Raw genomic sequence first — 25,657 nt, 5'->3', positions numbered from 1 at the left:
TTATGATAGGCCGCTTAAATGGTATTTTAGTCGAAAAACAGCCACCAGAAATATTACTCGAAGTAAGTGGTGTAGGTTACGAAGTACAAATGCCAATGACCTGTTTTTACGACTTACCAAAAATTGGTGAAAATGCGATTGTTTACACTCACTTTGTAGTGCGTGAAGATGCTCAACTATTGTTTGGTTTTAATAATAAAGTTGAACGTGCCTTGTTTAGAGAGCTATTAAAAGCAAATGGCGTAGGGCCAAAACTTGGCTTAGCTATTTTATCGGGCATGTCGGCAAAACAATTTGTAAGTTGTGTAAATAACGAAGACTCAACATCGCTTGTTAAATTACCCGGTGTAGGTAAAAAAACAGCCGAGCGTTTAGTACTCGAAATGAAAGACAGGCTAAAAGATTGGGGTAATGATTTATTTACGCCATTTAGCGACAGCGCAGTAATAGAGCCAATGAGCGATGCAACAATTGCTAATAATGCAGCGGATGATGCCGTATCGGCACTGCTTGCATTAGGTTATAAATTGCCACAAGCTCAAAAAGCAGTAAAATCGATAAGTAAACCCGATATGTCTACTGAGGTTCTTATTAGAGAATCTTTAAAATCTATGTTGTGAGTAACCCATGATTGAAGCGGATCGCTTAATTGATGCGACTGAAAAAACAAATGAAGACTCTATAGATCGTGCAATAAGACCAAAACTTTTAGCCGACTACAGAGGCCAGCCTCATGTTAAGCAGCAAATGGAAATTTTTATTGAAGCTGCCCGAACCCGTGGTGAAGCGCTCGATCATTTATTAATATTTGGCCCACCTGGGCTTGGTAAAACCACGCTTGCAAATATTGTAGCCAATGAATTACACGTAAGTATTAAAACAACATCAGGCCCTGTACTTGAAAAAGCAGGCGATTTAGCTGCTCTACTTACTAATTTAGAAGAGGGCGACGTACTGTTTATCGATGAAATACACAGGCTAAGCCCGCAAGTTGAAGAAATACTATATCCCGCAATGGAAGACTACCAGCTTGATATAATGATTGGTGAAGGCCCAGCTGCGCGTTCTATTAAATTAGACTTACCTGCATTTACACTTATTGGTGCAACCACACGAGCAGGCTCGCTTACATCGCCACTGCGTGACCGTTTTGGAATTGTGCAGCGATTAGAGTTTTATTCTGTAGAAGATTTATCGCACATAGTAGGGCGTTCAGCACATTACCTTGATTTAGAAATGTGTGACGATGGCGCTACCGAAATTGCCCAGCGCTCACGCGGCACACCACGTATTGCAAACCGCTTATTGCGCCGTGTACGCGATTACACTCAAGTAAAATCTGACGGCACAGTAAACGCCGATGTAGCTAAGCAAGCCCTTGATATGATTGACGTAGATAAAAGTGGTTTTGATTATATGGACCGCAAATATTTACTCGCCATAATCGAAAAATTTATGGGCGGCCCAGTAGGGCTCGACAATGTAGCGGCTGCTATTGGTGAAGAGCGCGAAACAATAGAAGATGTAATAGAGCCATTTTTAATCCAGCAAGGATTTATTCAGCGTACACCACGCGGGCGCATAGTGTCTGACAGTGCATACCATCACTTTGGTTTACTTCCTAAAAAAGACTAGCCTATATACTTTACTTGCTGTGTTTTATTGCGCAGCAGGTAATTGTCTCAGTATCCCTTTGTTTCAAATTATTATACTCAAAACCTCAACACTCTGTTGCAAATGTTATTTCAAAATACTAATACGCTTTATAGTTAACTGTTAATTCACAGGGCGTTAAGACTCGCGAAGCTATCCTGCGTACCATTCAAACTAGTAAGCGAATTACTTATTGTAAATTAGGTAGGGCAATTATTAGTTTATAAATAATACCAATCTGCTTATATATGGGGTCTACTTAACGTTAAGAAAATTACGCTAGAACTAGGCAAAAATTTTTGTATCTAGTTGTTCTCGGCAATTGCTCCCTGCATTGCTCTACCTCCTACATCCATGCAGTCGTAAATAAAAAATTTTTAACGACGTTATAGTGCAATTTAATTCGTTAAATTGATCAAAGATTTATGCAGGTTGGTATGAAATATGTAGCGCACTAAATTGCAGGCAAAAAAAAGCCCGCAAAAAATGCGGGCAAACAACAAGTTGAAGGAAGTAATCCAGGGGAACTACGTTTTACTAAATTTGGTTTTATCCAGAAAGAGTAAAACAATGTAATACGATAAAATATCCTATTACTAAGAACTTGGCTTAATGAAACTATCTCATTCAGTGCGCTAGCTCGGTATGGGAGAATAATACGTAAGTTTACTTTTTTGTTCAAACTAGAAAATTTGTATTTTCAGATTAGAAAAACTAATTTAGTGAATTTTATTGTTGTTTGAATCTTGTGCGTTAATTAATCGTTAAATTTATAAGTTTATGAAATTTATAACTTAAGTAATTTATTTCGTTATAGCTCGGTATTAGTTTTACTATTACGTACAGTTGAGGCTTATAGGTTTTGAGTGTTTATGCTCTTATTTTGAATAAACGGCGCATTTTATGACGTTTCATGTATATATTTACGCATATTTATAGTTAGCGAGCTTGTTTAAAAGTTTAAATAAAATACTGAGGCAAAGGGAAATGCCAACTAAAGCTGTTTTTTTAACGTTTTTTGTTGCCTATTCATAGCAATACCGTTGTCAGCTTGAAATGGACTAGATACACTAGATGCAACTTTTGGCCGTGTAAGCGGTCATATTTACACAAATTAACCAATTTGCCGTATTTTGAAATTATTTAGGAGTTTAACGTGGGATCAGGGCTTAATTTTTTAGATCTAATTTTAGAAGCAAGTTTGCTTGTTCAATTAGTAATGTTAGGGCTAGTTGCCATGTCTGTAATGTCGTGGACAATTATATTTCAACGTAAAAAAGCAATATCGGATGCGCTAATAAATGCTAAGAAATTTGAGCAAAAGTTTTGGTCGGGTATTGATTTAAGCAAATTATATAACGAGATATCGTCACGCAGCGGTCAGTCTCAAGGCATTGAAGCTTTGTTTACTTCGGGCTTTAAAGAGTTTGCTCGTCATAAAAAGAATACATTTCAAAGTGCGAGTATTGTTATGGAAGGAACGCACCGCTCTATGCGTGTTGCGCTTTCTCGTGAAATTGAAAAAATGGAATCTAGCCTATCGTTTTTAGCAACCGTAGGTTCTATAAGTCCGTACATCGGTTTGTTTGGTACAGTGTGGGGTATAATGAATGCCTTTATTGCACTAGGTGAAGTTAAGCAAGCTACATTACAAATGGTAGCACCTGGTATTGCAGAGGCACTTATTGCGACTGCTATGGGTTTATTTGCGGCGATCCCTGCTGTTATTGCTTATAACCGTTTTTCAAACAGTGTTGAAAAGCTTGAGTCTCACTATATTAACTTTATGGAAGAGTTTGCTAATATTTTACACCGTCAAGCAGCTACACAAATAGAGGCACAAGCGAATGTATCAGCGTAAAAAGCGCCGTCCGGTCGCAGAGATTAATGTAGTACCTTACATTGATGTAATGTTGGTACTACTTATAATATTTATGGCTACAGCACCGCTTATTACGCATGGTGTAAAAGTTGATTTACCCAAAATGGAAGAGTCTGATTTAGTTGATACTAAAGATACTCCGCCTATTATTGCCTCAATAGATGCACAAGGTAAATATTACGTGAGTGTAGGTACAGATCCAGAAGAGCCTATGGAAGCACTTGATGTAGCTGCGGTTATAAAATTACAGCTAATGAAAAACCCTGACGTGCCAGTGATGATTAAAGGCTCGGGTAAGGTGTCGTATCAAGAAGTATTATTACTAATGGATTTTTTGAAAAATGCAGGCGTACCATCAGTAGGATTAATGACTGAATCCTTTGAGGGGAAGTAGCTGTATGAATAGTTCAGTAGTAAAATCAATAGTACTTCATTTAGGGATTGGTGGATTTTTGTATGCTTCTGCAAATATTCATCCGCCAACACCTAAAGTAATGGAAGTAACGCTTAATTCGGCTATACCTACGCCAGATAAAGCGGTATCAGCCGTTACAGTTGATCAAAAACAAGTTGAGCAAAAAATTGCTGAACTTCAAAAGAAAGAAAAAGATAAAAAAAGTGCTGAAGATAAACGTATCCGTGATTTAGAACGCAGAGCGGCCAATGCACGCAAGCAACGCGAATCAGAAGCACGTAATATTAAAAAGCTAGAGCAAGAGCGTAAAGCTAAAGAGAAAGAAAAAGCGCAAGCCGAGGCAGAAGCTAAAAAAGCACGTGCCATTGAGCAAAAAGAGCGTGCTAAAGCTAAGCAAGCCGAAAAGCAAAAGCAAGAAGCTGAAAACGCAGCAAAAGCAGCAGCTGACAAACGCAAAGCTGAAGAAGAAGCGCTTAAAAAAGCAGAAGCCGAGCGCAAAAAGCGTGAAGAGGAAGCAAAAGAGCGTGCTGCTGAGGCCGAACGTAAACGCCAGCAAGCAATGCAAGAGCAAATGTTACAAGAGCAACTTGCCAAAGAGCAGGCTGCCCGTAGTAAAATACGTCAGCAACAAGTGGTGAGCGAAGTTGATAAGTACCGTGCATTAATTATGGCGCGTATTCAGCAAAACTTACTGATTGATGAAAAAATGAAAAACCAACAGTGCCGAGTTAATATTCGTTTAGGCTTTAATGGTTTAGTAACGCAAGTTAAATCATTAGGTGGCGACAAGTTAGTATGTGAAGCTGCATTAAGAGCAGTGCGCATGGCTGACACATTACCGGTATCTAAAGATAAAGACGTATTCGAAAAACTTAAGAATATTAATTTAACAATCAAGCCAGAATTTTAAAGGAATGATATGTTCAACAAAATAAAAATAGCCTGTTTAGTTTTACTGTTTGGGTTTACGGGTGTTGCTAATGCAGCGCTTGAAATTGTAATAACAGAAGGTGTAGACGGTGCAAGGCCTATTGCCATTGTACCTTTTAAATACCAAGGTGTTGGTCCAATTCCTGAAAAGCTAAGTGGAGTTATTGCTGCCGATTTAATGCGCAGTGGTAAGTTTAAACCTGTTGATGTGGCGCAAATGCCGCAACAGCCAAGTAAAGATAGCGAAATTGATTATGCGTCTTGGGTTAATAAAGGTGTTGAAGCTGTTCTTGTTGGTGAGGTTGAACAACAAACTGATGGGCGTTATTTAGTTCGTTATGAGTTAGTTGATGTGATTCGCGGCCAAATTACCGGTGGCAATACGCAAATGATGAGTAACGGTAAGTTAGTTAAAAGCCAAGATCATATTTTAGAAGCGCGTGAAAGTGTTATTGGCGAGAGTGGTTTTCGTCGTTATTCACACCGCATTAGTGATGTTATTTATGAAAAGCTAACGGGTGAAAAGGGCGCGTTTTTAACTAAAATTGCATATGTAATAGTACGTGATAACGAGCCTAAACCTTATCAGCTAGTCGTTGCTGATTACGATGGTTTTAACGAACAGGTATTACTTCGTTCAAAAGAACCATTAATGTCGCCAGCATGGTCACCAAATGGTACTAAACTAGCGTATGTAACGTTTGAAAACCGTCAAAGCCAAATTTACATTCAAGATATATACACAGGTAAGCGTGAAATAATAGCAAGCTACCGTGGTATTAATGGTGCACCACAGTTTTCGCCAGATGGCAAAAAGCTATTATTAGTGCTTTCTAAGGATAAGACGGGTGCGACAGAAGTTTACATGCTTGACCTTGCTACACGTAAAGAAACACGCTTAACAAATCATCGTAGCATAGATACTGAGCCATCTTGGCACCCTAATGGCCAAGATATTGTGTTTACATCTGAAAGGGGTGGTAATGCTCAGATTTATAAGTTAAATTTAAAAACAGGTAGGTCACAACGACTCACCTTTGATGGTGATATGAACCTTGCTGGTTCTATAACACCAGATGGAAAAGAATTAGTGATGGTTAACCGTACCAACGGGCAGTACCATCTTGCTAAGAAAGAGCTGGCTACAGGTGCGTTTCAAGTATTAACGAGAACACGCCTAGATGAATCACCGAGCATAGCGCCAAATGGTTCGATGATTATATACAGCACGCTCCATAATAATAAACAGGTACTTGCGCTAGTATCGATGGACGGCCGCTTTAAAGCACGGTTACCTGTGCTAGACGGACAAGTAAAGGCGCCAGCTTGGTCGCCATACTTACAGTAATATTACTGGTTTACTCAAAATAGGAATCTACTCAATGCAACTTAACAAAATACTTAAAGGCCTGCTAATTGCTGTGCCAGTAATGACATTAGCAGCTTGTAGCTCATCTTCTGATATTGATGAAGGTGCTGCAAACCAATCAAATCAAGGCGTTGTTGAGCAATCAACTAACACTGATACAGTTGAAGTAGCTACAATCTCTCCTGAGCAACAAGCAGAAGAGCAACTTCGTCAAAAGTACGAAGCACTTCGTCAAGAGCAAGTAATTTACTTTGACTTTGATAAAGCAACTGTTGAAGGTAAGTACGCAGATTTACTTCGTGCACATGCTGAGTTTTTAGTTCAAAACCCATCAGTTAAAGTACTAATTGAAGGCCACGCAGATGAGCGCGGTACTCCAGAGTACAACATTGCACTAGGTGAGCACCGTGGCCAAGCAGTTGAAAAATACCTATTAAGCTTAGGTGTTTCAGCTAGCCAAATGTCAGTGGTAAGCTACGGTGAAGAGAAGCCAATGGTTAAATCTCGCACTGAATCAGCTTTCGCTAAAAACCGCCGTGCGGTACTAGTTTACTAAGATAAGAGATATTATGAAGCCGAAAATTATTTTGGCAGCCATGATATTGAGCGGGAGCACCCAGTTAATGGCTGCTCCCGCTCCTGTTTCAGAAGCTGCAAGTTCACAATCAAGTATTGAGAAGCGATTAGCGTCGCTTGAGAATATGATGCAGTCGCGTAACTTTTTACAAGTAGAGTTACAGCAACAACTTAACTTGTTACAAGACGAAGTAAGTCAAATTCGCGGTGTAACTGAAGAGCAAAGCTACAAACTTGAAAAAGTACTGCAGCGTCAGCGTGAGTTGTATCAAGAGATTGAAAACCGCGTGAGCCAGGCTTATACACAGCCAACAGCAGCTCCAGTAGTCGATCAGGCGCAGCCAAACGATGCACAGAGCTACAGCAGTGACTTATCTGAAAATGAAGCGTACGAGCGTGCTGTTGCGCTAATAATGAAAGATAAACGTTATGATCAAGCGATTCCTGAATTTCAAACGTTTTTAACTACCTATCCAAACTCTGTATATGCGTCTAACGCGCATTATTGGTTAGGGCAGTTGCTTACTATTAAAAATGATGGCGTAAAAGCGGTAGAGCATTTTAAAGTGGTTGTTAACGAATTTCCAAATTCTAATAAACGCCCTGATGCAATGCTAAAGTTAGGCACGCTTTTACAAGATCAAGGTTCAGCGGCGCAAGCACAAAAAATATTGAGCGATCTTATCAATCAATACCCAAGTACTACCGCTGCAAAACTAGCAACTGATCGTTTAGGAAACTAAAGTTCACCAGCGATTAAATTTCTAGTTAAGGCGAGCAAACTACATGGAAACTCTCGAAGAATCTTGGATTTGCATGTAGTTTGAGCACAAACGGTTTAATTTTGTGCATCTAGACATAAAAACTTAAAAAAAGAGACAATTTCGGTTGCACTCATTTTATAAATAAGTATTATAAGCGCCCGCAGCAAACGAATGGTTACCCCACTCGAAATGCGACAAAAAGAGCGGGTTATTAGCTCAGTTGGTAGAGCAGTTGACTTTTAATCAATTGGTCGATGGTTCAAATCCATCATAACCCACCATTCTTTGAATGGTCTTTTATCGGCGGATTTACGTACAATACTAAGTTGTTATAAAACGCAACGTCAGAGCGGGTCATTAGCTCAGTTGGTAGAGCAGTTGACTTTTAATCAATTGGTCGATGGTTCAAATCCATCATGACCCACCATTCTCTATTCCTTGTGAATAGTGTTTGGCATCAATCGGCGGATTCACGTAGGCTTAACTTAGTAATAAGTTAGCAACTGGAATGGGTTATTAGCTCAGTTGGTAGAGCAGTTGACTTTTAATCAATTGGTCGATGGTTCAAATCCATCATAACCCACCATTCTTTATTCCTTGTGAATAATGATTGGTTCCAATCGGCGGATTTACGCAAAGTAGTAAGTTGCATTTAAACGCAACAATAGAGCGGGTCATTAGCTCAGTTGGTAGAGCAGTTGACTTTTAATCAATTGGTCGATGGTTCAAATCCATCATGACCCACCATTCTTTATTCCTTGTGAATAGTGTTTGGCATCAATCGGCGGATTTACGTAAGCTTCATTCATAATTGAATAAGTGCATAGAACGGGTTATTAGCTCAGTTGGTAGAGCAGTTGACTTTTAATCAATTGGTCGATGGTTCAAATCCATCATAACCCACCATTCTATGAAAAGTTATATAAGAGCGGGTCATTAGCTCAGTTGGTAGAGCAGTTGACTTTTAATCAATTGGTCGATGGTTCAAATCCATCATGACCCACCATTCTTTATTCCTTATGAATAGTGTTTGGTATCAATCGGCGGATATACGTAAGCTTCATTCATAATTGAATAAGCGCATAGATTGGGTTATTAGCTCAGTTGGTAGAGCAGTTGACTTTTAATCAATTGGTCGATGGTTCAAATCCATCATAACCCACCATTCTATGACAGTTTAATCGGCGGATTTACGCAAGCTTTTTACAAAGCAGATTTATATTAGAGCGGGTCATTAGCTCAGTTGGTAGAGCAGTTGACTTTTAATCAATTGGTCGATGGTTCAAATCCATCATGACCCACCACTCTCTAATACTTTCCTTTATATTCTTTTTTAATTTCCCACTTTATTTTTTATAAACAGCCTTACTAGTTTGCTGTTATTTGCTTTCATATTCTCGTATAATTCGCCCTAATTAATGCACTGTAGATAAGTGGTCGAGAACATGAGTCTAGCTCAAACTATTATGCCTGAAGGTTATATTTTTCCCCCTAAGCCAGCACCGTTAACACAAGACGAGCAAGGCGAATATAAAGCGCGTATAAAACAATTACTAAAAGATAAAAATGCAGTACTTGTTGCCCATTATTATACCGATCCTGAAATTCAAGCACTTGCTGAAGAAACCGGCGGCTGCGTTGCCGACTCGCTAGAAATGGCGCGTTTTGGCGCACGTCACGACGCAGATATGATTATTGTTGCTGGCGTAAAATTTATGGGCGAAACAGCCAAAATTTTAACGCCAAATAAAACGGTTGTTATGCCAACGCTTGAAGCAACATGTTCGTTAGATATTGGTTGCCCGATAGACGAGTTCTCTGCGTTTTGTGATGAGCACCCAGATCGTAAAGTCGTTGTGTATGCAAACACTTCTACGGCTGTTAAGGCGCGTGCAGATTGGATTGTAACCTCATCATGTGCACTTGAAATAGTAGAGCACCTCGATGAGCAAGGCGAAAAAATCATTTGGGGTCCAGATAAGCACCTTGGTAGTTATATTCAAAAAAATACCGGTGCTGATATGCTTATGTGGAATGGCGCATGTATTGTACATGACGAGTTTAAAACAAAAGCACTTAAAGACATGAAAGCGCTACACCCAGATGCAGGCGTATTAGTTCATCCTGAGTCACCAGCAGAAATAGTTGCTCTTGCCGATTCGGTTGGATCTACGAGCCAATTGATCAAAGCAGCGCAAACAATGACAAATAAAAAGTTTATTGTAGCAACCGATCGCGGCATCTTTTATAAAATGCAGCAACTATGTCCAGATAAAGAGTTTTTTGCGGCTCCTACGGCAGGTGAGGGCGCTTCATGTAAAAGTTGCGCACATTGCCCTTGGATGGCAATGAATGGCTTAAAAGCGATTGAAGAAGCCCTCATAAGTCCTAAAGGCAAAGAAGTATTCGTTGATATGGATTTACGCGAAGGCGCTCTTAAATCCTTAAATCGCATGCTTGAGTTTACTGCGAGCATGGCTAAGTAACTTTTAAAGTATAAATTAAAAACGGTTAAGTCTTAGATTTAGCCGTTTTTTTGTGCCTATAGGTAAGTGTTGCTTGATTAGTAAGCATTTAAAGGCCCAAATTTAAAAATGCCTTGCACCTTAAGGGTCTATTTCATACTATAGCGCGCTGTTGCATTACACAATTGCAGCACCGTGGAGGGATGGCTGAGTGGCTGAAGGCGCACGCCTGGAAAGTGTGTTTAGGTTTATCCCTAACGAGGGTTCGAATCCCTCTCCCTCCACCATTATTCTTAGAGCCCAGTTATTAATATCGAAAGGTAACAATAACTGGGTTTTTTAATGCCTTCAGTATGACTAATTATTTACTAAGCAAAGTGTCGATAACATGCCGACAAGTTCATGTTTTTCGATTGGTTTTGAAACGTAACCATCAAATAACTGCCTGTATATTTCTTTTTGTTCTGTAAAAACATTAGCAGTTAATGCAATAACAATTTGTTCGCTATTAAGCGCCTTAATTTTTTTACATGCCTGAAGACCATCCATTTTTGGCATTTGAATGTCCATAAAAATAATGTCTGGTTTGTGTAACTCGTATAATGAAATCGCTTCTAAACCATTGTTGGCAATAATAATGGTGGCTTTAGTTGGTTCAAGCATCGCAGCTGCAACAAGCTGATTTATTTTATTATCTTCAGCTAATAAAATAATTTTTCCAGATAGGTCAGGAAGCTCAATATTTTTGGTTGCTAATGTGCTGTCATCAACCTGCGCTTGTTTTAATGGTAAGTACACATAAAACTGACTCCCTGAACCTAACTGGCTTGTTACTTTAATTTCGCCATTCATCAGGCCTATTAATGATTTAGTGATGGGTAAGCCAAGGCCCGTACCACCATATTCACGCGTGGTTGATTGCTCAGCTTGTTCAAAGCGCTCAAACAATCGATCAATTGCTTGCTGAGAAATTCCAATCCCCGTGTCTGATATACAACAACATATTCTGCTTTCCTCAGTTAGCCTAAAGGTTACTGTAACGCCACCTTGAGATGTAAACTTAATCGCGTTAGATATTAAGTTTAAAAATACCTGTCTGAGTCTAACTGGGTCGCCCACCCAATGCTTGTGCTCAATATCAATCACAAATTTAAGGTAAATGTTTTTATCTGTTGCTTGCACACCTAAGTCTGACTCTAAGTGATGAATAAGTTCAAAAAAGTCAAAAGGCTTATTCTCTAATGAGAGCTTGCCAGCCTCTATTTTAGAAAAATCAAGAATATCGTTAATAATGGTGGTGAGTGCTCGAGTTGAATACAGTGATTTTTTTAAATACTCTTTTGATTTTTCATTAAGCGGTTGTTCTTGTAATAGTTGTAATGTGCCAAGTATACCGTTCATCGGGGTTCGTATTTCGTGGCTCATATTTGCTAAAAATTCAGACTTTGCTTGCGATGCTTGCTCAGCAAGTTCTTTTGAGTGACCAAGGGCTTGCTCGTGGTCAATTTGTTCTGTTAAATCGTAAGCAATGCCTAAGTAGCCAACGGTGTCTCCTTCGTTATTTAACAACGAAGTGACACTTAAATTAACTTGTATTTGCTCGCCTGTAGAAGAAATATATGTCCATTGATTAATATCTGGCTCTGTTGCTGTTGCTTTTAAGATAAAGACTTCAAAACCAGGGGGTACGGGTTTATTTAATTCAGCACTAAGTAGTTTAGCCTTTTTTATAATTTCTTCTTTTAAATGAAATATGCTTGGGTCTTTAATACCAATAACATCTTGCGCTTTGTAGCCTAATAACTTTTCAGAGGCGGGATTAAATAGAGTGATTAAGCCGTTTGTGTCGGTCGCTATAATTGAATAACTAGCACTGTTTAAAATACTTTGTTGGAGCATGCTCATATCGGCTATTTCTTGCGTACGTTGTTTAACTTCGCTTTCTAGTTTTAAATTTGCTTGCTGCAATGCGAGTTTATTTCTTTTAGCCTGAAGTGTTTTTCTCTTAATTCTTTGGTTTCTTCTAAAAATAAACAATTGCATTAAAAAAACTACAAACATACAGCCAATAGTGGCGAAAGAGCCATTAACAATGGCTTGATACCGACTAGGGAGATGAAGGTTATAAATAAAGGCGTCTGAGGCATCAATGGTAATTTTCCACGTTCTACCCATTAATTTTATAATTTTAGTTAATTGATAATCGTTAGTTTTGCTTTTTATGCCATAACTAAAAAAATCAGTCTCAGTATCGTTATTGATATCACTTATCGTTAGTTGATTTTCATCAAGGTGTGAAAGTGAGTCTAAAATTTTATCAATTAACAACGGCGAATATGCCCAACCTAAAAGCTCATTAAGGCGCTGTTTTTTATTATCAGAAATAGTAATGGTTTTATATATTGGCACTAATATTAAAAAGCCTTGTTGCGAGAGTTTATTCGCTTGTACTAAAGTCAGTGGCGCCGTTAATTGGGTTGTATTATTTATGGCAGCATTTAGTGCTGCCTGTTTGCGCATGCTCTCAGATCCAATATCTAATCCAATTGCTTGTAAGTTTTTTTGCTCAGGAAAAATATATTGAATTATAAAATGCTCATCACTAGTCGCTACGAGTGTATTCAAATTAAATGTCTGATCGGGTCTATCGTTTTTTGCATCATTCAAAAATTTATTTAATTGCTCAACGCCAACTTTTTTTATATAGCCAATACCATTAGCTCCAGGGAATTCTTTAGCGTAGTTACGGCTCCCAGAGTAGTTAGTTATGGCTTGATAGCTTAAATTATTTGCACCTATCCCATGTACAAAGCCCTTTAAACCAAATAGCCCATATTGATACAAATCGAGCCTACTGTTAATACCTGTAGAAAGCGATGATAGGCGGTTATCAAGCGCATTGTTTATTTTATTTTTTATGGCTTCTTGGTGTTTAATATGAGCAAAGTAGGTAAGTATAATGCCCGCAACTAATAAAATGACGTGAGGAAGCAGTGAGATTAATAACCCTTTATTAACCGGTCGTGCTTGAATCATTAATTAATCCTTTTTCATGAGTCGCAGTAAATGTGTTTCTATTTTAATAACGTGATAAATATAGCACCTATTATTCAAGACACAACTTTGTTATTAATTGGAATGTATATATTTTATAGAGGTTTAGAGTAGGGGGAGTCTAAAAAGTTGATTTTAAGCCTCAAGATAAAATTAAAGTGCATATAAATATAATAATTTATAAATTCTGCATCACTTTATAGATACCAACTAAAGTAGTAGCAAAAGGCGCTGGTTTTTGTGCTTATTGATTTTTAGAAGAAATTAGCTGCTCATAACTTTACTTAGGTAAGTTTAAATCAAGTAAAATTCAATTAATATCATGATGCTTTTTTAAATAAAATTAGCGACTTAGATACGAGTGAGCAAGAGGTAATCTTTACCAATTTTTACAATTCATCCGAAATAAAACAAACTATTACTATTTTATAATATAAAAATTAAAACATTATAAATTTATATTGTTCTATATTTACTAGCATGAAAGAAAGGTAATTACTTGAAATGTAATTACCCTATGACATGTTTGCCGTGTAGGTCAAAAAGCATACACATCCCTATGTGCTGCACAGTAACAAACTTAAAAAACAAGATAACGGAGATAACTATGGCTCACCGAGTATCTAAATTACTTGCGGCAACAGGCGCTGTATTAACATGTATTTCTATTCCTTCGTATGCTGCTGTTAATGGGCTGACAGAACAAGATGAATTTAATATAAAACTTAGATCAATTTATTTTGACCGTGACTACGATAACGACGCAAGTGACGATTCAACCTTTGCTCAAGGTACAGAGCTCAATTACACATCGGGTTATATAAACGATTTATTGAGTGTGGGTGTATCGACTTACACAGTAATGAATATTAACTCTACAGGTTCTGCCGCAGGTAATATTTTACCAGCAGGTAATGAGAGTGGTGGAGTAGACGATAGCTTTTCTAAATTTGGTCAATATTTTTTAGATTTTAAATTGGGCAAAAACGGTCACGTTAAAGTAGGTGGGCAAAAAACCAAAAGCATGCTTTTAAAAAGCTCAGGCAGCCGTGCTATTCCTAATACGTTTCGAGGTGTTTTTGGCGACTATAAAATCGGCAACACTAAATTATATGGTTACGTATACGACAAATGGAGCCGTCGGCATGATGATAGATGGGAAGACTTTTCTACCGATCAATCGGCACCTGGCGCCATTAGCGTAATTTGGGGCGTAGGTGCTACGCATAAAAAAGACGACATAACATTAGAGGCTGAATATTTAAATTCCCACAATTATCTAAGTAAAATGGGATTAAAAATCAGTTACGACATTAAACTTGAGCAAAGTAAGTTAACCCTTTCAACTGGCATATTTACCTCACAAGATGATGGTGATTTATTTGTAACAGGCGCAGAGGGCGGCGATTTAGATGATGAAGATGCACCTGGTGCTTTAACAGGTTTAACTAGAAGTGAAAACGATGGATTTGCCTATTACTTAGATGCTGATTGGAAAAAAGATATTTGGAGTGTAGGTGCGGCATTTACTAAGGTAAGTGATGCTTGGATTGAAGATAACTTTAGTGGCGATCATGGTACAAACCCATTTCCAACTCGCTCATTGATTGGTGCCGATTTAACAAATCAAAACGAGGCAACGTGGCAGGCACGTTTTGGCATTGATTTAAAAGCAGTATCGCCAGGTTTAACAACAAAGTTTTACTACACAAGCGGTAGCGATGCTGAAAACTCTGCGCTGGGTAAGTTAGCTGGCACAGCTGATGAAAAATATTGGGCTGTAGATACGCGCTATAAAGTTGAGAAAATAAAAGGCTTAAGTTTGCGCTGGTTATTTGTAGATTATACAACCGAAAAATCAGGCAGCGTTGATGGTGTTAAAGGCGACAGAGCCGACCACCGAGTTTATGTAGATTACACTATTAAATTTTAAAATGACTTTTAATAAGCCAATGCAAATTTATACATTGGTTTTATTTCCTTTATTAATTACCACTATGATAAAACTAACAAATAGATAATAAAAATAAAGCTAATATATGTTTTCTCTTCAACAGTGGCAATCGCAGGGCCAATTCACTCATATTTCTGGCCATCAAATATTTACAAAAATAGCTGGTGATATAACTAAGCCTGCGCTGCTTTTAATACATGGCTTTCCAAGTGCTAGCTGGGATTGGGAGGGTATGTGGCAAACCCTTAGTGAACATTATTTTGTAATTACGCTCGATATGCTAGGTTTTGGTTTGTCAGATAAACCAATAAACGCTACTTATAAAATTACCGAACAAGCCGACTTATATACCCAATTTTTAAAAACGTTAAATATTAATGATGTACATATTTTAGCTCATGACTATGGCGATACTGTGGCTCAAGAGTTATTAGCAAGGCAAGTGGTTAGTCAAAGTGACTTTAAAATAAACAGCGTGTGTTTTTTAAATGGTGGGTTATTTCCTGAGGTGCATAAACCATTATTTATACAAAAGCTTTTACTTTCAAAGCTAGGTTGGATAGTGCCAAAATTAATGAATAAACAAAAATTTGCCAATAATTTAGTTACTATTTTTAGTAAAAGTACACCACCTTCAAAACAAGTGGTAGACACACTTTGGGAGTTGCTAATTTATAAAGATGGTTTAGCGGTTATGCCTAAACTCATTAGTTATATAAAGCAGAGGCAGCAAAACAGAGAACGCTGGGTTGGTGCCATCATAAATAGTAATATACCACTTACGTTTATAGCAGGCGCAGAAGATCCCATCTCTGGTAAGCACATGATTGAGCATTATAAAAAGCTTACTCCCAATGCGCGCGTACAAGAGTTTGTAGAGCTTGGGCATTATCCGCAAGTAGAAAATCCAGATGCAATTACGCAGGCTTACTTGGCATTTAGAAATTAACTATTAGTACAATTTAGATTTTTATAGAAGCTAAAATTTTAGCTATTTTTTCTTTTGATTCATAATTGATAGGCGCTAAAGGGCTTCTTACCGTTGCGTGTATTGGTAATCCCAAAAGGCTGAGTGCTTCTTTAATATTTGCATGAGGGCTGGTTACTGACTTTATTAGTGGTTTAGGACTACGAATTAAAATATTAAGCAGTGAGTTTTGCACACTTACTGAAATATTTAAATTATTAGCAATCGGCAATACAGATTTTAATACTGTACGACGTTTATTTATCTCTTTAGTGTTATTTAGATTTAAATCTTCAAAAAATGCAGCAGCCTGCATGGGTAAAATAGTTGCTATAGGACAAATTGCACCCGCAGCACCATGGGCAGCTATATGTTCGTACACCAAAGTTAATCCGCTAAAGTAACGAGTATCAGGCAATTTATTTAAAACGGTGCGCGCTGTTGCTAGATGTAATGAGCTATCTTTAATACCTATAATATTTTTAATACATAGCAGTTTTATTAATTGTTGGTTTGAAAAATAATGCCCTGTAATCTGAGGGAAATAATAAAAAAGGATAGGTGAAGTTGAATGCTGCGCTATGTTCTTAATCGCTTTTAAGTAGTTTTCAAAGCTTGATTTATAGTAAGGAGTTAATAACAGTAATATATAACTCGAGTAACCTTTATAAGCAGTAATTTTTTCAATTGCTTGCGCGCTACTGTATGCGTTTACGCCTATGATAAGTGGCTTTTTATTTTGCACTTTATTGTAAGTGTACTGAACAATTTTAAGTTGTTCTTGATCAGAAAAATAAGGGAGTTCACCACCACTACCTAAAATTGTTAAGCCGTGTATATCTGTATCTAGGTAATAACCTAAACATTTATCAAACCCTTTAAAATCGATACTCTCATCTTCTAAAAGGGGAGTGTGGATCACTGGGTATATTCCATTTTTTATAGTCATATTGATATCCAACTAAATATTAGCTCCTAAAATTATTAGGAGCTAAGTGATTTTATATACTTAAATCAAGTAAGTTATAATCTTTAATCTCTTGTTTTGCCTGATCATCCCAATCAAAGGTTTTATTGGCTTCAACAAAAGGTTGATATTGATAAGGTGTTTCGTCAGGGAAGTGCTGTTTTCTAGCATCTATTGCATAGCCAAGTACTTTTGATCTCTGCTCAATAAGTGACTCATCGTAAACTTTAGCTTCACAGTGCATTCCAGAGCCCATGACACCTAATACAGATGAACGTTTATGGAACCCAAAGTTAATAGTAACGCGAGGCTCAAATCCAGAGTTAGCGAATGAACCATGCAAAAGCTGTCTATTACAAATAACAACATCACCGGGATTACAAATTAAAGGCACCATTCCAATTAAGCGCTCACTGCCTGCTTCGGCAACCATTTTTTTAATATCAACCCTACCAACCTTATGACTTTTAGGTAAAACCCACACACCATTTACAGCAGTACTGCCAAAAACTTGCGCCATAAAGTTAAAGCCGTGTATGTCTTGATCAAAATTTTCATTTTCCCAATGAGTATCACCATCTTGGTGCCATGAAACGGCAGCGCCTACGCCAGGATCTTTAATAAAAAGACATTCATGAAATGGGGCAAAATCCTTACCATTTATTGCCTCGGCCACTTTTAATAATTGAGGGTGCGCGTACGTTCTTAAGCATGACTCAGAAAACTGCAGTGAGCCAAGCAATACAAAAGGCGAAAACGCAGGCAGATCGTCAGCAGCTTCAGGTTCAAATAATTTTACTTGGTGTCGGCCATTAGCGATTGCGGTTCCGCCAAGTGGATCTCCAAGTGATTTTGACCAAATTAAATTAGGTGCTTGATTATCAGCACCTAACGCTGGTTTTCCATCTGCGGTTGTTTTTCCATACGGTTCTAAAGGGAAGGTTTTTTTTAATTGGGCTAGTTCTATTTCTATCTCGGCGAGCTCTTTTTTATCAATTACGTTTTCGAATATATAAAAGCCGTATTCTTGGTATTGGCTTTTAATGTTTTGTGCTAAATCACCATATTCATCAAACTCAATAGGGCCTCTATTATTCATAGCTAAAGCATTTTTTTCGCCATTAAGTAAATATTCTCGCATTTCATTGGCATTTTCACCGTAATGTGAGGCGCATGCATCAATCGATCTTGTTATACTTTTAGTCATAATGTGTCCTTAACGTATTCCACAGTTTTTATTGCAAGTAAAACTTAACCTATAATAAAAACTGTGGTCAAGCTGTTTTTCTATGGAGAAAATAAATGGAGCAACTAAATATCGCTCGGGGTAATAAGAAAAGACAAGAAAACAAAGAGTTGAGAAAGGTTGATATACTAAAGCATGCCCGAAATCTTATTGCCTCTAAAGGCTTTGATGCGTTTACATTAAGCGAATTAGCCACTGTTGCAGGTGTTTCAATACCAACTATTCATAATTTATTTGGTAAAAAGCATGATATCTTCAAAGTGCTGGTCGAAGAAATGGTCATTCGCATTGAAAAAGTTATACTACAGCCCGACATGACAAACCCAATAGAAGCCGCTATTGCGTTTATAGATAACTTACTCGAATTATTTAAAAAAGATGAAGCGTTTTACCGAGCTGCGTTTGTTGCTGGTGAGCGTAGTAATTTATTTGAACATAAACAACCGACAGGCATTTTTAGTCAATCGCTAAAAATAGCAGAGCAGCTATGTATTTCAGCTAAAGAAAAAGGCTTTTTGAATGGTCTTGTTGATAGTAAATGGTTAGCAAAGCAGCTGTTTGGTTGTCAGCGACTAGCTCGCCAAGATTGGGTTAACGGGTATATTGATTTACAGCAGTACAAAAACCAAGTGCTGATAGGTATGTTTATTACTTTTAGTGCTGATGCAACAGATGAGTATAAAGTTGAATTGTTAAATAAAATTGATTCACTGACATAAACGTATAAAAATGCGGCCTACTTTACAGTGGCCGCGTTTTAAATTTAGTAATTAGGTTTAATATTTTTTCTTCGGTGCTCTTAATTGTTTTTCAAACTCATCTGAAAACAATATCGTGCCGTCGTCTTCCTCAGTAGGAAAGGCAGCAATAAGTAAATCATCCTCTTCAAGGCCTGGTGTCCAGCGACTAAACCAGTCAGCAAGCGGGATTGCTTTAGCGCTGCAGCCAGCCCATTCGCCGGTTGCCCATGCTTCTGCAAATTCACGAGTTGGCCAAACTGGTACGCAGTCGTCATCTTCGTTGGCAAGCATAACGCAGCCATCATCGTCGTTTAAAATCCATACTTGTTTAAATTGTTGTACGGTTTCGAACATATAGGCTAGGCGTTTTTTTGCCCCAAGCCCTAAAATTACTGCTTGTTCTTCGCTTAAATTTGGCGTTGTCATAATTAGCTCACTCTTAATTACTATATCTCAATTATATGCACACAAGTATATCGAGTTATATGACAGAGTGTTGAAAAGTTGCTATTTAATTTCAGCAATGCAGATCTAATTTGTATATTGAACAGTATAAGTCACAACTAATTTGAGCGATCATTCAAAATAAGCTTGAATGTTTGTAAAAAGGCCACATTGTAGTAAGCATATACTTAATGAAGGATTGAAAAATGACTACTGATCTACTTGCTCCGTTTAAACTAAATAATACGATTGAGCTTAAAAATCGCGTACTTATGGCACCATTAACGCGTTGTATGGCTGACGATAACTTAGTGCCAACACAAGATATGGTTGAATATTATGCTCGCCGTGCCGAAACCGGTTTAATTATTAGCGAAGCAACTATTATTCGTCCAGATGCGCAAGGTTACCCAAATACACCGGGTTTATTTACCAGTGAGCAAATTCAAGGTTGGAAAAAAGTAACAGACGCAGTGCACGCTAATGGCGGCAAAATGTTTGCACAGCTTTGGCATGTTGGCCGTGTTGCACATCCTCACTTTTTTGATGGCGATGTACTGGCACCATCGGCAATTGGCGTTGAAGGCTCTGTGCCTCGTATGCGTGAGCTTACATACATCACACCAAAAGCAGCGACTATAGATGACATTAAGGGCCTAGTAGCTGATTACGCAAAAGCGGCAGAAAATGCGATTGAAGCGGGTTTTGACGGGGTAGAAATTCACGGTGCTAACGGGTATTTGATTGACCAGTTTTTACATTACGCTGCAAATACACGCAGCGACGAATACGGTCAAACGCCTGAAAATATGTCGCGTTTTGCACTAGAAGTAACCGATGCAGTTATCGCCGCTGTAGGTAATGAGCGTACTGCTTTACGTGTTACACCGGGTGCTTATTTTAATATGAGCGAAGATAGCCGTGATAAAGCGGTATTCGATTACTTATTACCAGAGCTTGAGAAGAGAGATTTAGCATACTTACACGGCGGTATTTTTGACGACAGTACAACGTTTGAATCGCTTGAAGGTAAAACGACGTCTGAATTTTTACGTGCAGGCTACAAAGGTACATTAGTAGGCGTAGGCAGCTATAGTTTTGAGTCAGCAAAAGAGGCAATTAACGATGCTAAGTTTGATTTAATCGCTATTGGTCGCCCACTTATCGCAAACCCAGATTACATTAGCAAAATTGCAAACGGTGAAGAACTAGTACCTTACAGCGATGAAATGCTAGCTGAATTAAAGTAACAGCTAAATATTATATTTAGTTATTAAGGCACCTTAAGCTAAACCTTTGGGTGTCTTTTTTTGTACATATTCCCGCCATAAATCTTCCATATTTGTTTAACCTTTATGTAAATAAAGTTCATCCTCGTTGTCATATTTAAAATTCATACTGTGCTCGTTTTCATATTTCATAATTAAAACTAAACGGGACAACAATGTACGCTTTAAAAAACAAATCGCTATTGAGCATGGCAGTTGCCATGGCTGTATCAACATCTACTTATGCTAACGACAGCACCATAGAAGAAGTAACCGTTGTAGCTAAACCAACGAGCTACGCTAACAATGTTATTGAGCCTGCAATGCTTGAGCAGCAAAGTTCGGTATCGAGTATATTATCGGTTATTGATAACTTACCAGGTATTAGCATAAACGAAGGTGATGCATTTGGTGGCGACGATTGGTCTACTACAATCACTATGCGTGGTTTTAGTATTGATGGAAACCAACAACAATTAGGTATGACCGTTGATGGCATTCCCAATGGTGGCTCTAATTACGGCGGTGGTGCTAAAGCTAACCGTTACTTGGAGAGTGAAAATTTAGCAACAGTAGAAGTAGGTCAAGGTACGTCTGATATTAAGTCGGCTTCACTTGAAGCACTAGGCGGGACATTTAACTTTGTAAGTAAAGACCCAAGCCTTGAAAAAGGCACTACCTTTGCTTATACATCAGGCAGTCACGATGCCACGCGTTATTATATTAAACACGAAACAGGCACTGTTTTTAATAACACACAAGCGTACGTAAGTTACTCGCAAACAGATACAAGCCGCTGGATTGGTTCAGGCAGTAATGGGGGCAAAGACAACCAACACGCTGAGCTTAAGTTTGTATCTAATTTTGACGATTTAACGCTCACTGGTCGTTTATCTTACGATGATGTAAGCGAGACAAACTATAACAGCGTAAGCCTTGAGCAGTTTGAACAAACACCCGATTGGGATCAGCTAACATGGAATTGGACGGGAGTTCCGCATTTTGACCAAATGTTTGCAGAAGGTTGGGGAACGCTTCGTGAAAATACCTTAGGCTATTTAAAATTTGAATACGCGATTTCAGCAACTTCATTATTAACTGTTAGCCCTTATTATCATAAAAATTCAGGTCGCGGCGATTGGATCCCACCTTATTTAACAACGCCTGTTGATGAAAATGGCGACCCAACAACCGAGGGTGGCACTAATGCAGGCTCTTATGGTTTTGCTGATAGTGAAGGCAACCCGCTTGCACCCAATGCCGATTGTACGCAAAGTTTGAGCTGGCCATGGGAGTCGGGTCCTGGTTTAAATCCTGCGTGTTACGATGCAACAGCAACGCCGGTTATGTCTTACCGCCATACGCATTACAACAAAGATCGTTTAGGTGTAACGGCAAATTACCAAGCTACATTTGGTGATCACGATATAGAAGCGGGCTTTTGGTATGAGCAAAGTGAGCGTGATGAATCGCGTGATTGGCACAAAGTAATTGACGCGCGTATTTATCATCACTTTGATAGCACGCCTTACTGGACACAATACAAAAACACTTTTGATACCGATACATTCAAATGGTACTTACAAGACTCGATTAATTTTGGTGACTTAACATTAAATATTGGTGCAAAACAGTATTTAGTTGAATTACAAAAGTATGACCACTTTGCTAACGAAAGATCAGATAAAGTAGATAGCGACTCAGACGTGTTATTTAGTGGTGGTGTATTGTATCAGCTAAATAACAGCACAGAATTATTTGCTAGTTACAGCGAGAATTTTTCAGCAATAAAAGACGGTGTACTTGAGCGAGATAGCTCAACACTTACAAACATAGAGCCAGAAACTGCCGACAACATCGACTTTGGTGTACGTTACCAAGCCGACAGATTAACCCTTACAGCAACGGCTTACAGTGTTAAGTTTGATAACCGCATTACCTTTATTGCCCCTGGTAGTGGCACAGATGGGATTGATTACACCATTGGTACAAATGGCTCGTACGTAAATGTAGGGGGTATTGACTCAAATGGGCTTGAGCTTGCAGCAAGCTATATGTTAACACCAAGCTGGAGCGTGTACTCGTCGTATACTAATAGCAGTTCTGAGTATTCGTCGGATGATCCAAATGCATACGATTCACAGGGTGTAATATTAAGAGATGAAAGTGGTAATGAGGTAGCACCGAGCTTTAGAAAAGGCGACAGCATAATCGATTCATCAGAAGATTTATTTGTGGTATCTACCGATTACTTTAGCGATGGCTTTCGTGTTGGTTTATCGGCTAAATACACCGGTGAGCGCTTAGGTGCATGGCAAGACGAAGACACTCGCACGCGTAATAAAGTAGACGGCTACACCGTACTTGATTTTAATGCAGGTTATTCAACTGACGTAGATGCAGGTCCGTTTAAAGCCATTGACGTATCGTTTGTTGTTTATAACGTTACTGACAAAAGCTACTTAGCAGGTGGTACTGGTAACGGCGCTACTTATTACATTGGTGCGCCTCGCACTGCAGCAGTTACATTTACCGCTGACTTTTAATTAAGTTTTAGTAATTGAATTAAAATAAAGCCCATCATTGATGGGCTTTATTATATGAAAGGGCGCAAACGCGATGAAAACAATTATAAAAGTAACACTATTTAGCTTAAGTGTATTAGCGAGTAACTTTGCAACAGCAGCGCAAAATGTAGTGCTGGTAACGCTTGATGGAGTACGCTGGCAAGAAGTATTTTATGGGGCTGATAATAGCTTAATTAATAATACTGATTTTGTTAAAAAGCCAGAGCAATTAAAGACCCAGTTTTGGGCAAAAACAGCAAATGAGCGCCAGCAATTACTAATGCCTTTTTTAACGCAAGTAGTGGCTAAAAAAGGGATTATAATTGGCGATAGAGCTAACGGCTCTACTATGTCGGTAAGTAACCCGTGGTATTTTTCATACCCTGGTTATAACGAAATACTCACCGGTGAAGTTGACGAAAATATAAATAGTAATAACAAAGTGCTCAACCCAAATAAAACTATTTTAGAGCGTTTAGATAAGTTACCTGAGTTTAAAGATAGCACAGCCTTATTTGGTAGTTGGGATGTGTTCCCATACATTGTAAATACTAAGCGCAGTAACGTGTATGTAAATGCAGGTTTTATGTCAATTGAAGAGAATTTATTCACAGATGCGCCACTGTTAAATGCGCTACAAAACGAAATCCCCAGTCCTTGGTATAATGTACGACTAGACAGTTTTACATACCGCTTTGCTAAAGCGTATATGTTGGCTAAAAAGCCTAAGTTGTTAGTGATAAGCTTAGGCGAAACCGATGACTTTGCGCATGATGGTCATTACGATCAATACCTTAAATCGGCAAGGCAAAGTGACGCGTTTATAAAAGACTTATGGGCAACCATTCAAACTACAGCGGGTTATAAAAATAACACCACACTAATTATTACTACTGATCACGGCCGTGGCAATAATGCCAACGATTGGCAACATCACAGCTCTAAACGTGCACTTGCTGAGCTAGAGTTAGGTGAAAATACCTACCCAGAAGGAATTATCGGCTCTGAACATATTTGGCTTGCAGCCATTGGCCCCGCAATAAAAGGTAGTGGCTTAATTAAAACCAAAAATGAGCTTAAACAAGCGCAAATAGCGGCGACCGTTTTAAAGGCGCTTGGGCAGAATCCAAATGAAATAAATTCAAATATGGCGCCTGCAATTAGCGAGATTTTAAAATGAAGAACCTATTAAAACCATTAACCCCAACTGCCTTGGCGTTGAGTTTGGTTATTAGCGCGAGTGTTACTGCCGCGCCATCTAAAATCCTATTTGGTTCGTGTGGGCATCAAGATAAAAACATACCCATATTTAATGCAATTAACAAAGAGCAGGGGGATTTGTTTATATTTTTGGGTGACAATATCTACGGCGATACCAACGATATGGATGTACTTGCCGATAAGTACCAACGTTTAGGGGCAAAGCCTGGTTTTAAAACGTTAAAAGCGCAAACGCCTATCATTGCTATGTGGGATGACCACGATTATGGCCAAAACGATGCAGGTAGAGAGTATCCGCATAAAGAGCAATCACGCCAAATTATGCTTAATTTTTGGGATGAACCTGTAAACTCAGCGCGTCGCACTCGCCCTGATGGAATTTATACCTCGTACATGTATGGTGAAAATGAGCAAACCATACAAGTAATAATGCCTGATTTACGTTGGAATCGTGATGCGCTAAACCATGTAAGCGAGCTTGAATACTACACTAAACGTAAGTTAAATAACCAAGGCCCGTATAGTCCCAGTGAAGTGAAGGGTGCATCCATGTTAGGTGAAGCCCAGTGGCAATGGCTTGAACAAGAGCTTAAAAAGCCTGCTGCAATAAAATTGATTGCCTCAAGCTTACAGCTTTTACCTGATTTTACAGGTTGGGAGTCATGGGCAAACTTTCCTGAAGATAGAAACCGTTTATTTGCATTGATTAAAAAGCATAAGGTAAATGGGGTCGTGATCATCAGCGGCGATACGCACTGGGGTGAAATATCAAAGTATCAGCAAAACCTTGATTACCCATTAATTGAGATGACCAGCTCTGGCTTAACTGAAAAGTGGAAAGATGTAAGCCCTAACAAACACCGAGTAGGGAATTTTACTCATAACGTAAATTATGGTGATTTAAGCATTGATTGGCAGCAAACTGATCCCACTATTTCACTTAAATTAAAAGGCGTTGATGGCGAAGTAATAATGCAAAGTGACTTTAGTTTATCAAGTATTAGCCCTTATAAATAAACTCACTACTACGCACAGTATATAAAATAGATGCTGTGCGTATAAAAATCTGTAAATTAGTTCTTAACTCTCTGATTTATTAAAGCCAATTACCCGTTTGCGCTACCCCTAATATTGAAAATATCTTACACTGGTTTTATCTCAAGCAAGGTCAGTGT

The 25,657-nt window shown here is 38.4% G+C and carries 20 protein-coding genes and 9 tRNA genes; 25 read left to right on the top strand and 4 right to left on the bottom strand.

All coding sequences use genetic code 11. The features are described from left to right. Positions 1–2 precede the first annotated feature (2 nt). The 18 genes from ruvA (at position 3) to QT16_RS19055 (ending at position 10,341) form a co-directional block, all read left to right on the top strand. Positions 3–620 carry a Holliday junction branch migration protein RuvA gene (gene ruvA, locus QT16_RS19140; RefSeq protein ID WP_002960647.1) on the top strand — a complete coding sequence of 206 codons (618 nt, stop codon included), beginning with the start codon at positions 3–5 and terminating at the stop codon, positions 618–620. Positions 621–627: 7 nt separating this feature from the next. Continuing rightward, a complete protein-coding gene (gene ruvB, locus QT16_RS19135; protein ID WP_039490135.1) occupies positions 628–1,635 on the top strand; it encodes a Holliday junction branch migration DNA helicase RuvB in 1,008 nt (335 codons plus the stop codon). Between the two features lie 1,174 nt (positions 1,636–2,809). Continuing rightward, a complete protein-coding gene (gene tolQ / locus QT16_RS19130) occupies positions 2,810–3,514 on the top strand; it encodes a protein TolQ (protein ID WP_002960643.1) in 705 nt (234 codons plus the stop codon). After that, complete coding sequence (tolR, locus tag QT16_RS19125) at positions 3,501–3,929, top strand: protein TolR (RefSeq protein WP_002960641.1); 429 nt, start codon at positions 3,501–3,503, stop codon at positions 3,927–3,929. Before tolQ ends, tolR begins: the two co-directional genes overlap by 14 nt. A gap of 4 nt (positions 3,930–3,933) precedes the next feature. Beyond that, positions 3,934–4,860, top strand: a complete 927-nt coding sequence (gene tolA, locus QT16_RS19120; RefSeq protein ID WP_002960639.1) for a cell envelope integrity protein TolA — start codon at positions 3,934–3,936, stop codon at positions 4,858–4,860. 9 nt (positions 4,861–4,869) lie between these two features. Continuing rightward, positions 4,870–6,228, top strand: coding sequence for a Tol-Pal system beta propeller repeat protein TolB (gene tolB, locus QT16_RS19115; RefSeq protein ID WP_039490132.1), 1,359 nt, complete (start codon positions 4,870–4,872; stop codon positions 6,226–6,228). Positions 6,229–6,262: 34 nt separating this feature from the next. Beyond that, positions 6,263–6,805: a peptidoglycan-associated lipoprotein Pal gene (gene pal / locus QT16_RS19110; RefSeq protein ID WP_002960636.1), complete on the top strand. Its 543-nt coding sequence runs from the start codon at positions 6,263–6,265 to the stop codon at positions 6,803–6,805. 13 nt (positions 6,806–6,818) lie between these two features. After that, a complete protein-coding gene (gene ybgF, locus QT16_RS19105) occupies positions 6,819–7,568 on the top strand; it encodes a tol-pal system protein YbgF (RefSeq protein ID WP_033021320.1) in 750 nt (249 codons plus the stop codon). Between the two features lie 226 nt (positions 7,569–7,794). Next, positions 7,795–7,870: transfer RNA gene (locus tag QT16_RS19100), tRNA-Lys, on the top strand. A 70-nt stretch (positions 7,871–7,940) separates the two neighbouring features. After that, positions 7,941–8,016: transfer RNA gene (locus QT16_RS19095), tRNA-Lys, on the top strand. Between the two features lie 83 nt (positions 8,017–8,099). Continuing rightward, positions 8,100–8,175, top strand: a tRNA-Lys gene (locus tag QT16_RS19090). Positions 8,176–8,260: 85 nt separating this feature from the next. Beyond that, positions 8,261–8,336 (top strand) — tRNA-Lys (locus QT16_RS19085). A gap of 83 nt (positions 8,337–8,419) precedes the next feature. Then, positions 8,420–8,495: transfer RNA gene (locus QT16_RS19080), tRNA-Lys, on the top strand. Between the two features lie 24 nt (positions 8,496–8,519). Then, a tRNA-Lys gene (locus QT16_RS19075) sits at positions 8,520–8,595 on the top strand. A gap of 83 nt (positions 8,596–8,678) precedes the next feature. Further along, positions 8,679–8,754: transfer RNA gene (locus tag QT16_RS19070), tRNA-Lys, on the top strand. A 63-nt stretch (positions 8,755–8,817) separates the two neighbouring features. Further along, positions 8,818–8,893, top strand: a tRNA-Lys gene (locus tag QT16_RS19065). Positions 8,894–9,034: 141 nt separating this feature from the next. Then, a complete protein-coding gene (gene nadA, locus QT16_RS19060; RefSeq protein ID WP_039490130.1) occupies positions 9,035–10,075 on the top strand; it encodes a quinolinate synthase NadA in 1,041 nt (346 codons plus the stop codon). Between the two features lie 176 nt (positions 10,076–10,251). Further along, positions 10,252–10,341: transfer RNA gene (locus tag QT16_RS19055), tRNA-Ser, on the top strand. 70 nt (positions 10,342–10,411) lie between these two features. Here QT16_RS19055 and QT16_RS19050 read toward each other — a convergent pair. Continuing rightward, positions 10,412–13,090: a CHASE domain-containing protein gene (locus tag QT16_RS19050; protein WP_052201231.1), complete on the bottom strand. Its 2,679-nt coding sequence runs from the start codon at positions 13,088–13,090 to the stop codon at positions 10,412–10,414. A 625-nt stretch (positions 13,091–13,715) separates the two neighbouring features. Here QT16_RS19050 and QT16_RS19045 point away from each other — a divergent pair. Continuing rightward, a complete protein-coding gene (locus QT16_RS19045; protein ID WP_039490128.1) occupies positions 13,716–15,041 on the top strand; it encodes an OprD family outer membrane porin in 1,326 nt (441 codons plus the stop codon). Positions 15,042–15,147: 106 nt separating this feature from the next. Next, positions 15,148–16,011, top strand: a complete 864-nt coding sequence (locus QT16_RS19040) for an alpha/beta fold hydrolase (protein WP_039490125.1) — start codon at positions 15,148–15,150, stop codon at positions 16,009–16,011. A gap of 13 nt (positions 16,012–16,024) precedes the next feature. Here the strand turns inward: QT16_RS19040 and QT16_RS19035 are convergent, their stop codons facing one another. Together QT16_RS19035 and QT16_RS19030 are read right to left on the bottom strand one after the other, a co-directional pair. Further along, on the bottom strand, positions 16,025–16,978 hold the full coding sequence (locus QT16_RS19035) for a dihydrodipicolinate synthase family protein (protein ID WP_039490123.1): 954 nt from the start codon (positions 16,976–16,978) through the stop codon (positions 16,025–16,027). A 52-nt stretch (positions 16,979–17,030) separates the two neighbouring features. Then, on the bottom strand, positions 17,031–18,203 hold the full coding sequence (locus QT16_RS19030) for a phytanoyl-CoA dioxygenase family protein (protein WP_039490122.1): 1,173 nt from the start codon (positions 18,201–18,203) through the stop codon (positions 17,031–17,033). 95 nt (positions 18,204–18,298) lie between these two features. Here QT16_RS19030 and QT16_RS19025 point away from each other — a divergent pair, with 95 nt between their 5' ends. Further along, on the top strand, positions 18,299–18,961 hold the full coding sequence (locus QT16_RS19025) for a TetR/AcrR family transcriptional regulator (RefSeq protein WP_033028321.1): 663 nt from the start codon (positions 18,299–18,301) through the stop codon (positions 18,959–18,961). A 57-nt stretch (positions 18,962–19,018) separates the two neighbouring features. Here QT16_RS19025 and QT16_RS19020 read toward each other — a convergent pair whose 3' ends face one another. Then, positions 19,019–19,408, bottom strand: coding sequence for a DUF2750 domain-containing protein (locus QT16_RS19020; protein WP_024595957.1), 390 nt, complete (start codon positions 19,406–19,408; stop codon positions 19,019–19,021). Positions 19,409–19,632: 224 nt separating this feature from the next. Here QT16_RS19020 and QT16_RS19015 point away from each other — a divergent pair, with 224 nt between their 5' ends. The 4 genes from QT16_RS19015 to QT16_RS19000 all read left to right on the top strand — a co-directional run bounded on the left by QT16_RS19015 (position 19,633) and on the right by QT16_RS19000 (position 25,499). Next, positions 19,633–20,676, top strand: coding sequence for an alkene reductase (locus QT16_RS19015; RefSeq protein WP_039490119.1), 1,044 nt, complete (start codon positions 19,633–19,635; stop codon positions 20,674–20,676). Between the two features lie 194 nt (positions 20,677–20,870). Continuing rightward, a complete protein-coding gene (locus tag QT16_RS19010; protein ID WP_039490117.1) occupies positions 20,871–23,240 on the top strand; it encodes a TonB-dependent receptor domain-containing protein in 2,370 nt (789 codons plus the stop codon). A gap of 73 nt (positions 23,241–23,313) precedes the next feature. Beyond that, a complete protein-coding gene (locus QT16_RS19005; RefSeq protein WP_039490115.1) occupies positions 23,314–24,441 on the top strand; it encodes an alkaline phosphatase family protein in 1,128 nt (375 codons plus the stop codon). After that, positions 24,438–25,499, top strand: a complete 1,062-nt coding sequence (locus QT16_RS19000; RefSeq protein WP_039490114.1) for an alkaline phosphatase D family protein — start codon at positions 24,438–24,440, stop codon at positions 25,497–25,499. The genes QT16_RS19005 and QT16_RS19000 overlap by 4 nt, the downstream gene beginning before the upstream one ends. Positions 25,500–25,657: the final 158 nt, after the last annotated feature.

The sequence above is a fragment of the Pseudoalteromonas distincta genome, from assembly GCF_000814675.1.
GTDB lineage: Bacteria > Pseudomonadota > Gammaproteobacteria > Enterobacterales > Alteromonadaceae > Pseudoalteromonas > Pseudoalteromonas distincta.
Note: the sequence above shows the minus strand (reverse complement) of the source record. Positions and strands in the feature narration are given on the sequence as shown.

What these genes read in the sequence shown, in the direction of transcription:
- QT16_RS19030 (WP_039490122.1), bottom strand. Translation starts at nt 18,203, where the DNA reads ATGACTAAAAGTATAACAAGATCGATTGATGCATGCGCCTCACATTAC.
- QT16_RS19045 (WP_039490128.1), top strand. Translation starts at nt 13,716, where the DNA reads ATGGCTCACCGAGTATCTAAATTACTTGCGGCAACAGGCGCTGTATTA.
- QT16_RS19010 (WP_039490117.1), top strand. Translation starts at nt 20,871, where the DNA reads ATGTACGCTTTAAAAAACAAATCGCTATTGAGCATGGCAGTTGCCATG.
- tolA (WP_002960639.1), top strand. Translation starts at nt 3,934, where the DNA reads ATGAATAGTTCAGTAGTAAAATCAATAGTACTTCATTTAGGGATTGGT.
- QT16_RS19020 (WP_024595957.1), bottom strand. Translation starts at nt 19,408, where the DNA reads ATGACAACGCCAAATTTAAGCGAAGAACAAGCAGTAATTTTAGGGCTT.
- pal (WP_002960636.1), top strand. Translation starts at nt 6,263, where the DNA reads ATGCAACTTAACAAAATACTTAAAGGCCTGCTAATTGCTGTGCCAGTA.
- tolB (WP_039490132.1), top strand. Translation starts at nt 4,870, where the DNA reads ATGTTCAACAAAATAAAAATAGCCTGTTTAGTTTTACTGTTTGGGTTT.
- QT16_RS19000 (WP_039490114.1), top strand. Translation starts at nt 24,438, where the DNA reads ATGAAGAACCTATTAAAACCATTAACCCCAACTGCCTTGGCGTTGAGT.
- QT16_RS19050 (WP_052201231.1), bottom strand. Translation starts at nt 13,090, where the DNA reads ATGATTCAAGCACGACCGGTTAATAAAGGGTTATTAATCTCACTGCTT.
- ruvA (WP_002960647.1), top strand. Translation starts at nt 3, where the DNA reads ATGATAGGCCGCTTAAATGGTATTTTAGTCGAAAAACAGCCACCAGAA.
- QT16_RS19015 (WP_039490119.1), top strand. Translation starts at nt 19,633, where the DNA reads ATGACTACTGATCTACTTGCTCCGTTTAAACTAAATAATACGATTGAG.
- tolR (WP_002960641.1), top strand. Translation starts at nt 3,501, where the DNA reads ATGTATCAGCGTAAAAAGCGCCGTCCGGTCGCAGAGATTAATGTAGTA.
- ruvB (WP_039490135.1), top strand. Translation starts at nt 628, where the DNA reads ATGATTGAAGCGGATCGCTTAATTGATGCGACTGAAAAAACAAATGAA.
- nadA (WP_039490130.1), top strand. Translation starts at nt 9,035, where the DNA reads ATGAGTCTAGCTCAAACTATTATGCCTGAAGGTTATATTTTTCCCCCT.
- QT16_RS19040 (WP_039490125.1), top strand. Translation starts at nt 15,148, where the DNA reads ATGTTTTCTCTTCAACAGTGGCAATCGCAGGGCCAATTCACTCATATT.
- QT16_RS19025 (WP_033028321.1), top strand. Translation starts at nt 18,299, where the DNA reads ATGGAGCAACTAAATATCGCTCGGGGTAATAAGAAAAGACAAGAAAAC.
- QT16_RS19005 (WP_039490115.1), top strand. Translation starts at nt 23,314, where the DNA reads ATGAAAACAATTATAAAAGTAACACTATTTAGCTTAAGTGTATTAGCG.
- ybgF (WP_033021320.1), top strand. Translation starts at nt 6,819, where the DNA reads ATGAAGCCGAAAATTATTTTGGCAGCCATGATATTGAGCGGGAGCACC.
- QT16_RS19035 (WP_039490123.1), bottom strand. Translation starts at nt 16,978, where the DNA reads ATGACTATAAAAAATGGAATATACCCAGTGATCCACACTCCCCTTTTA.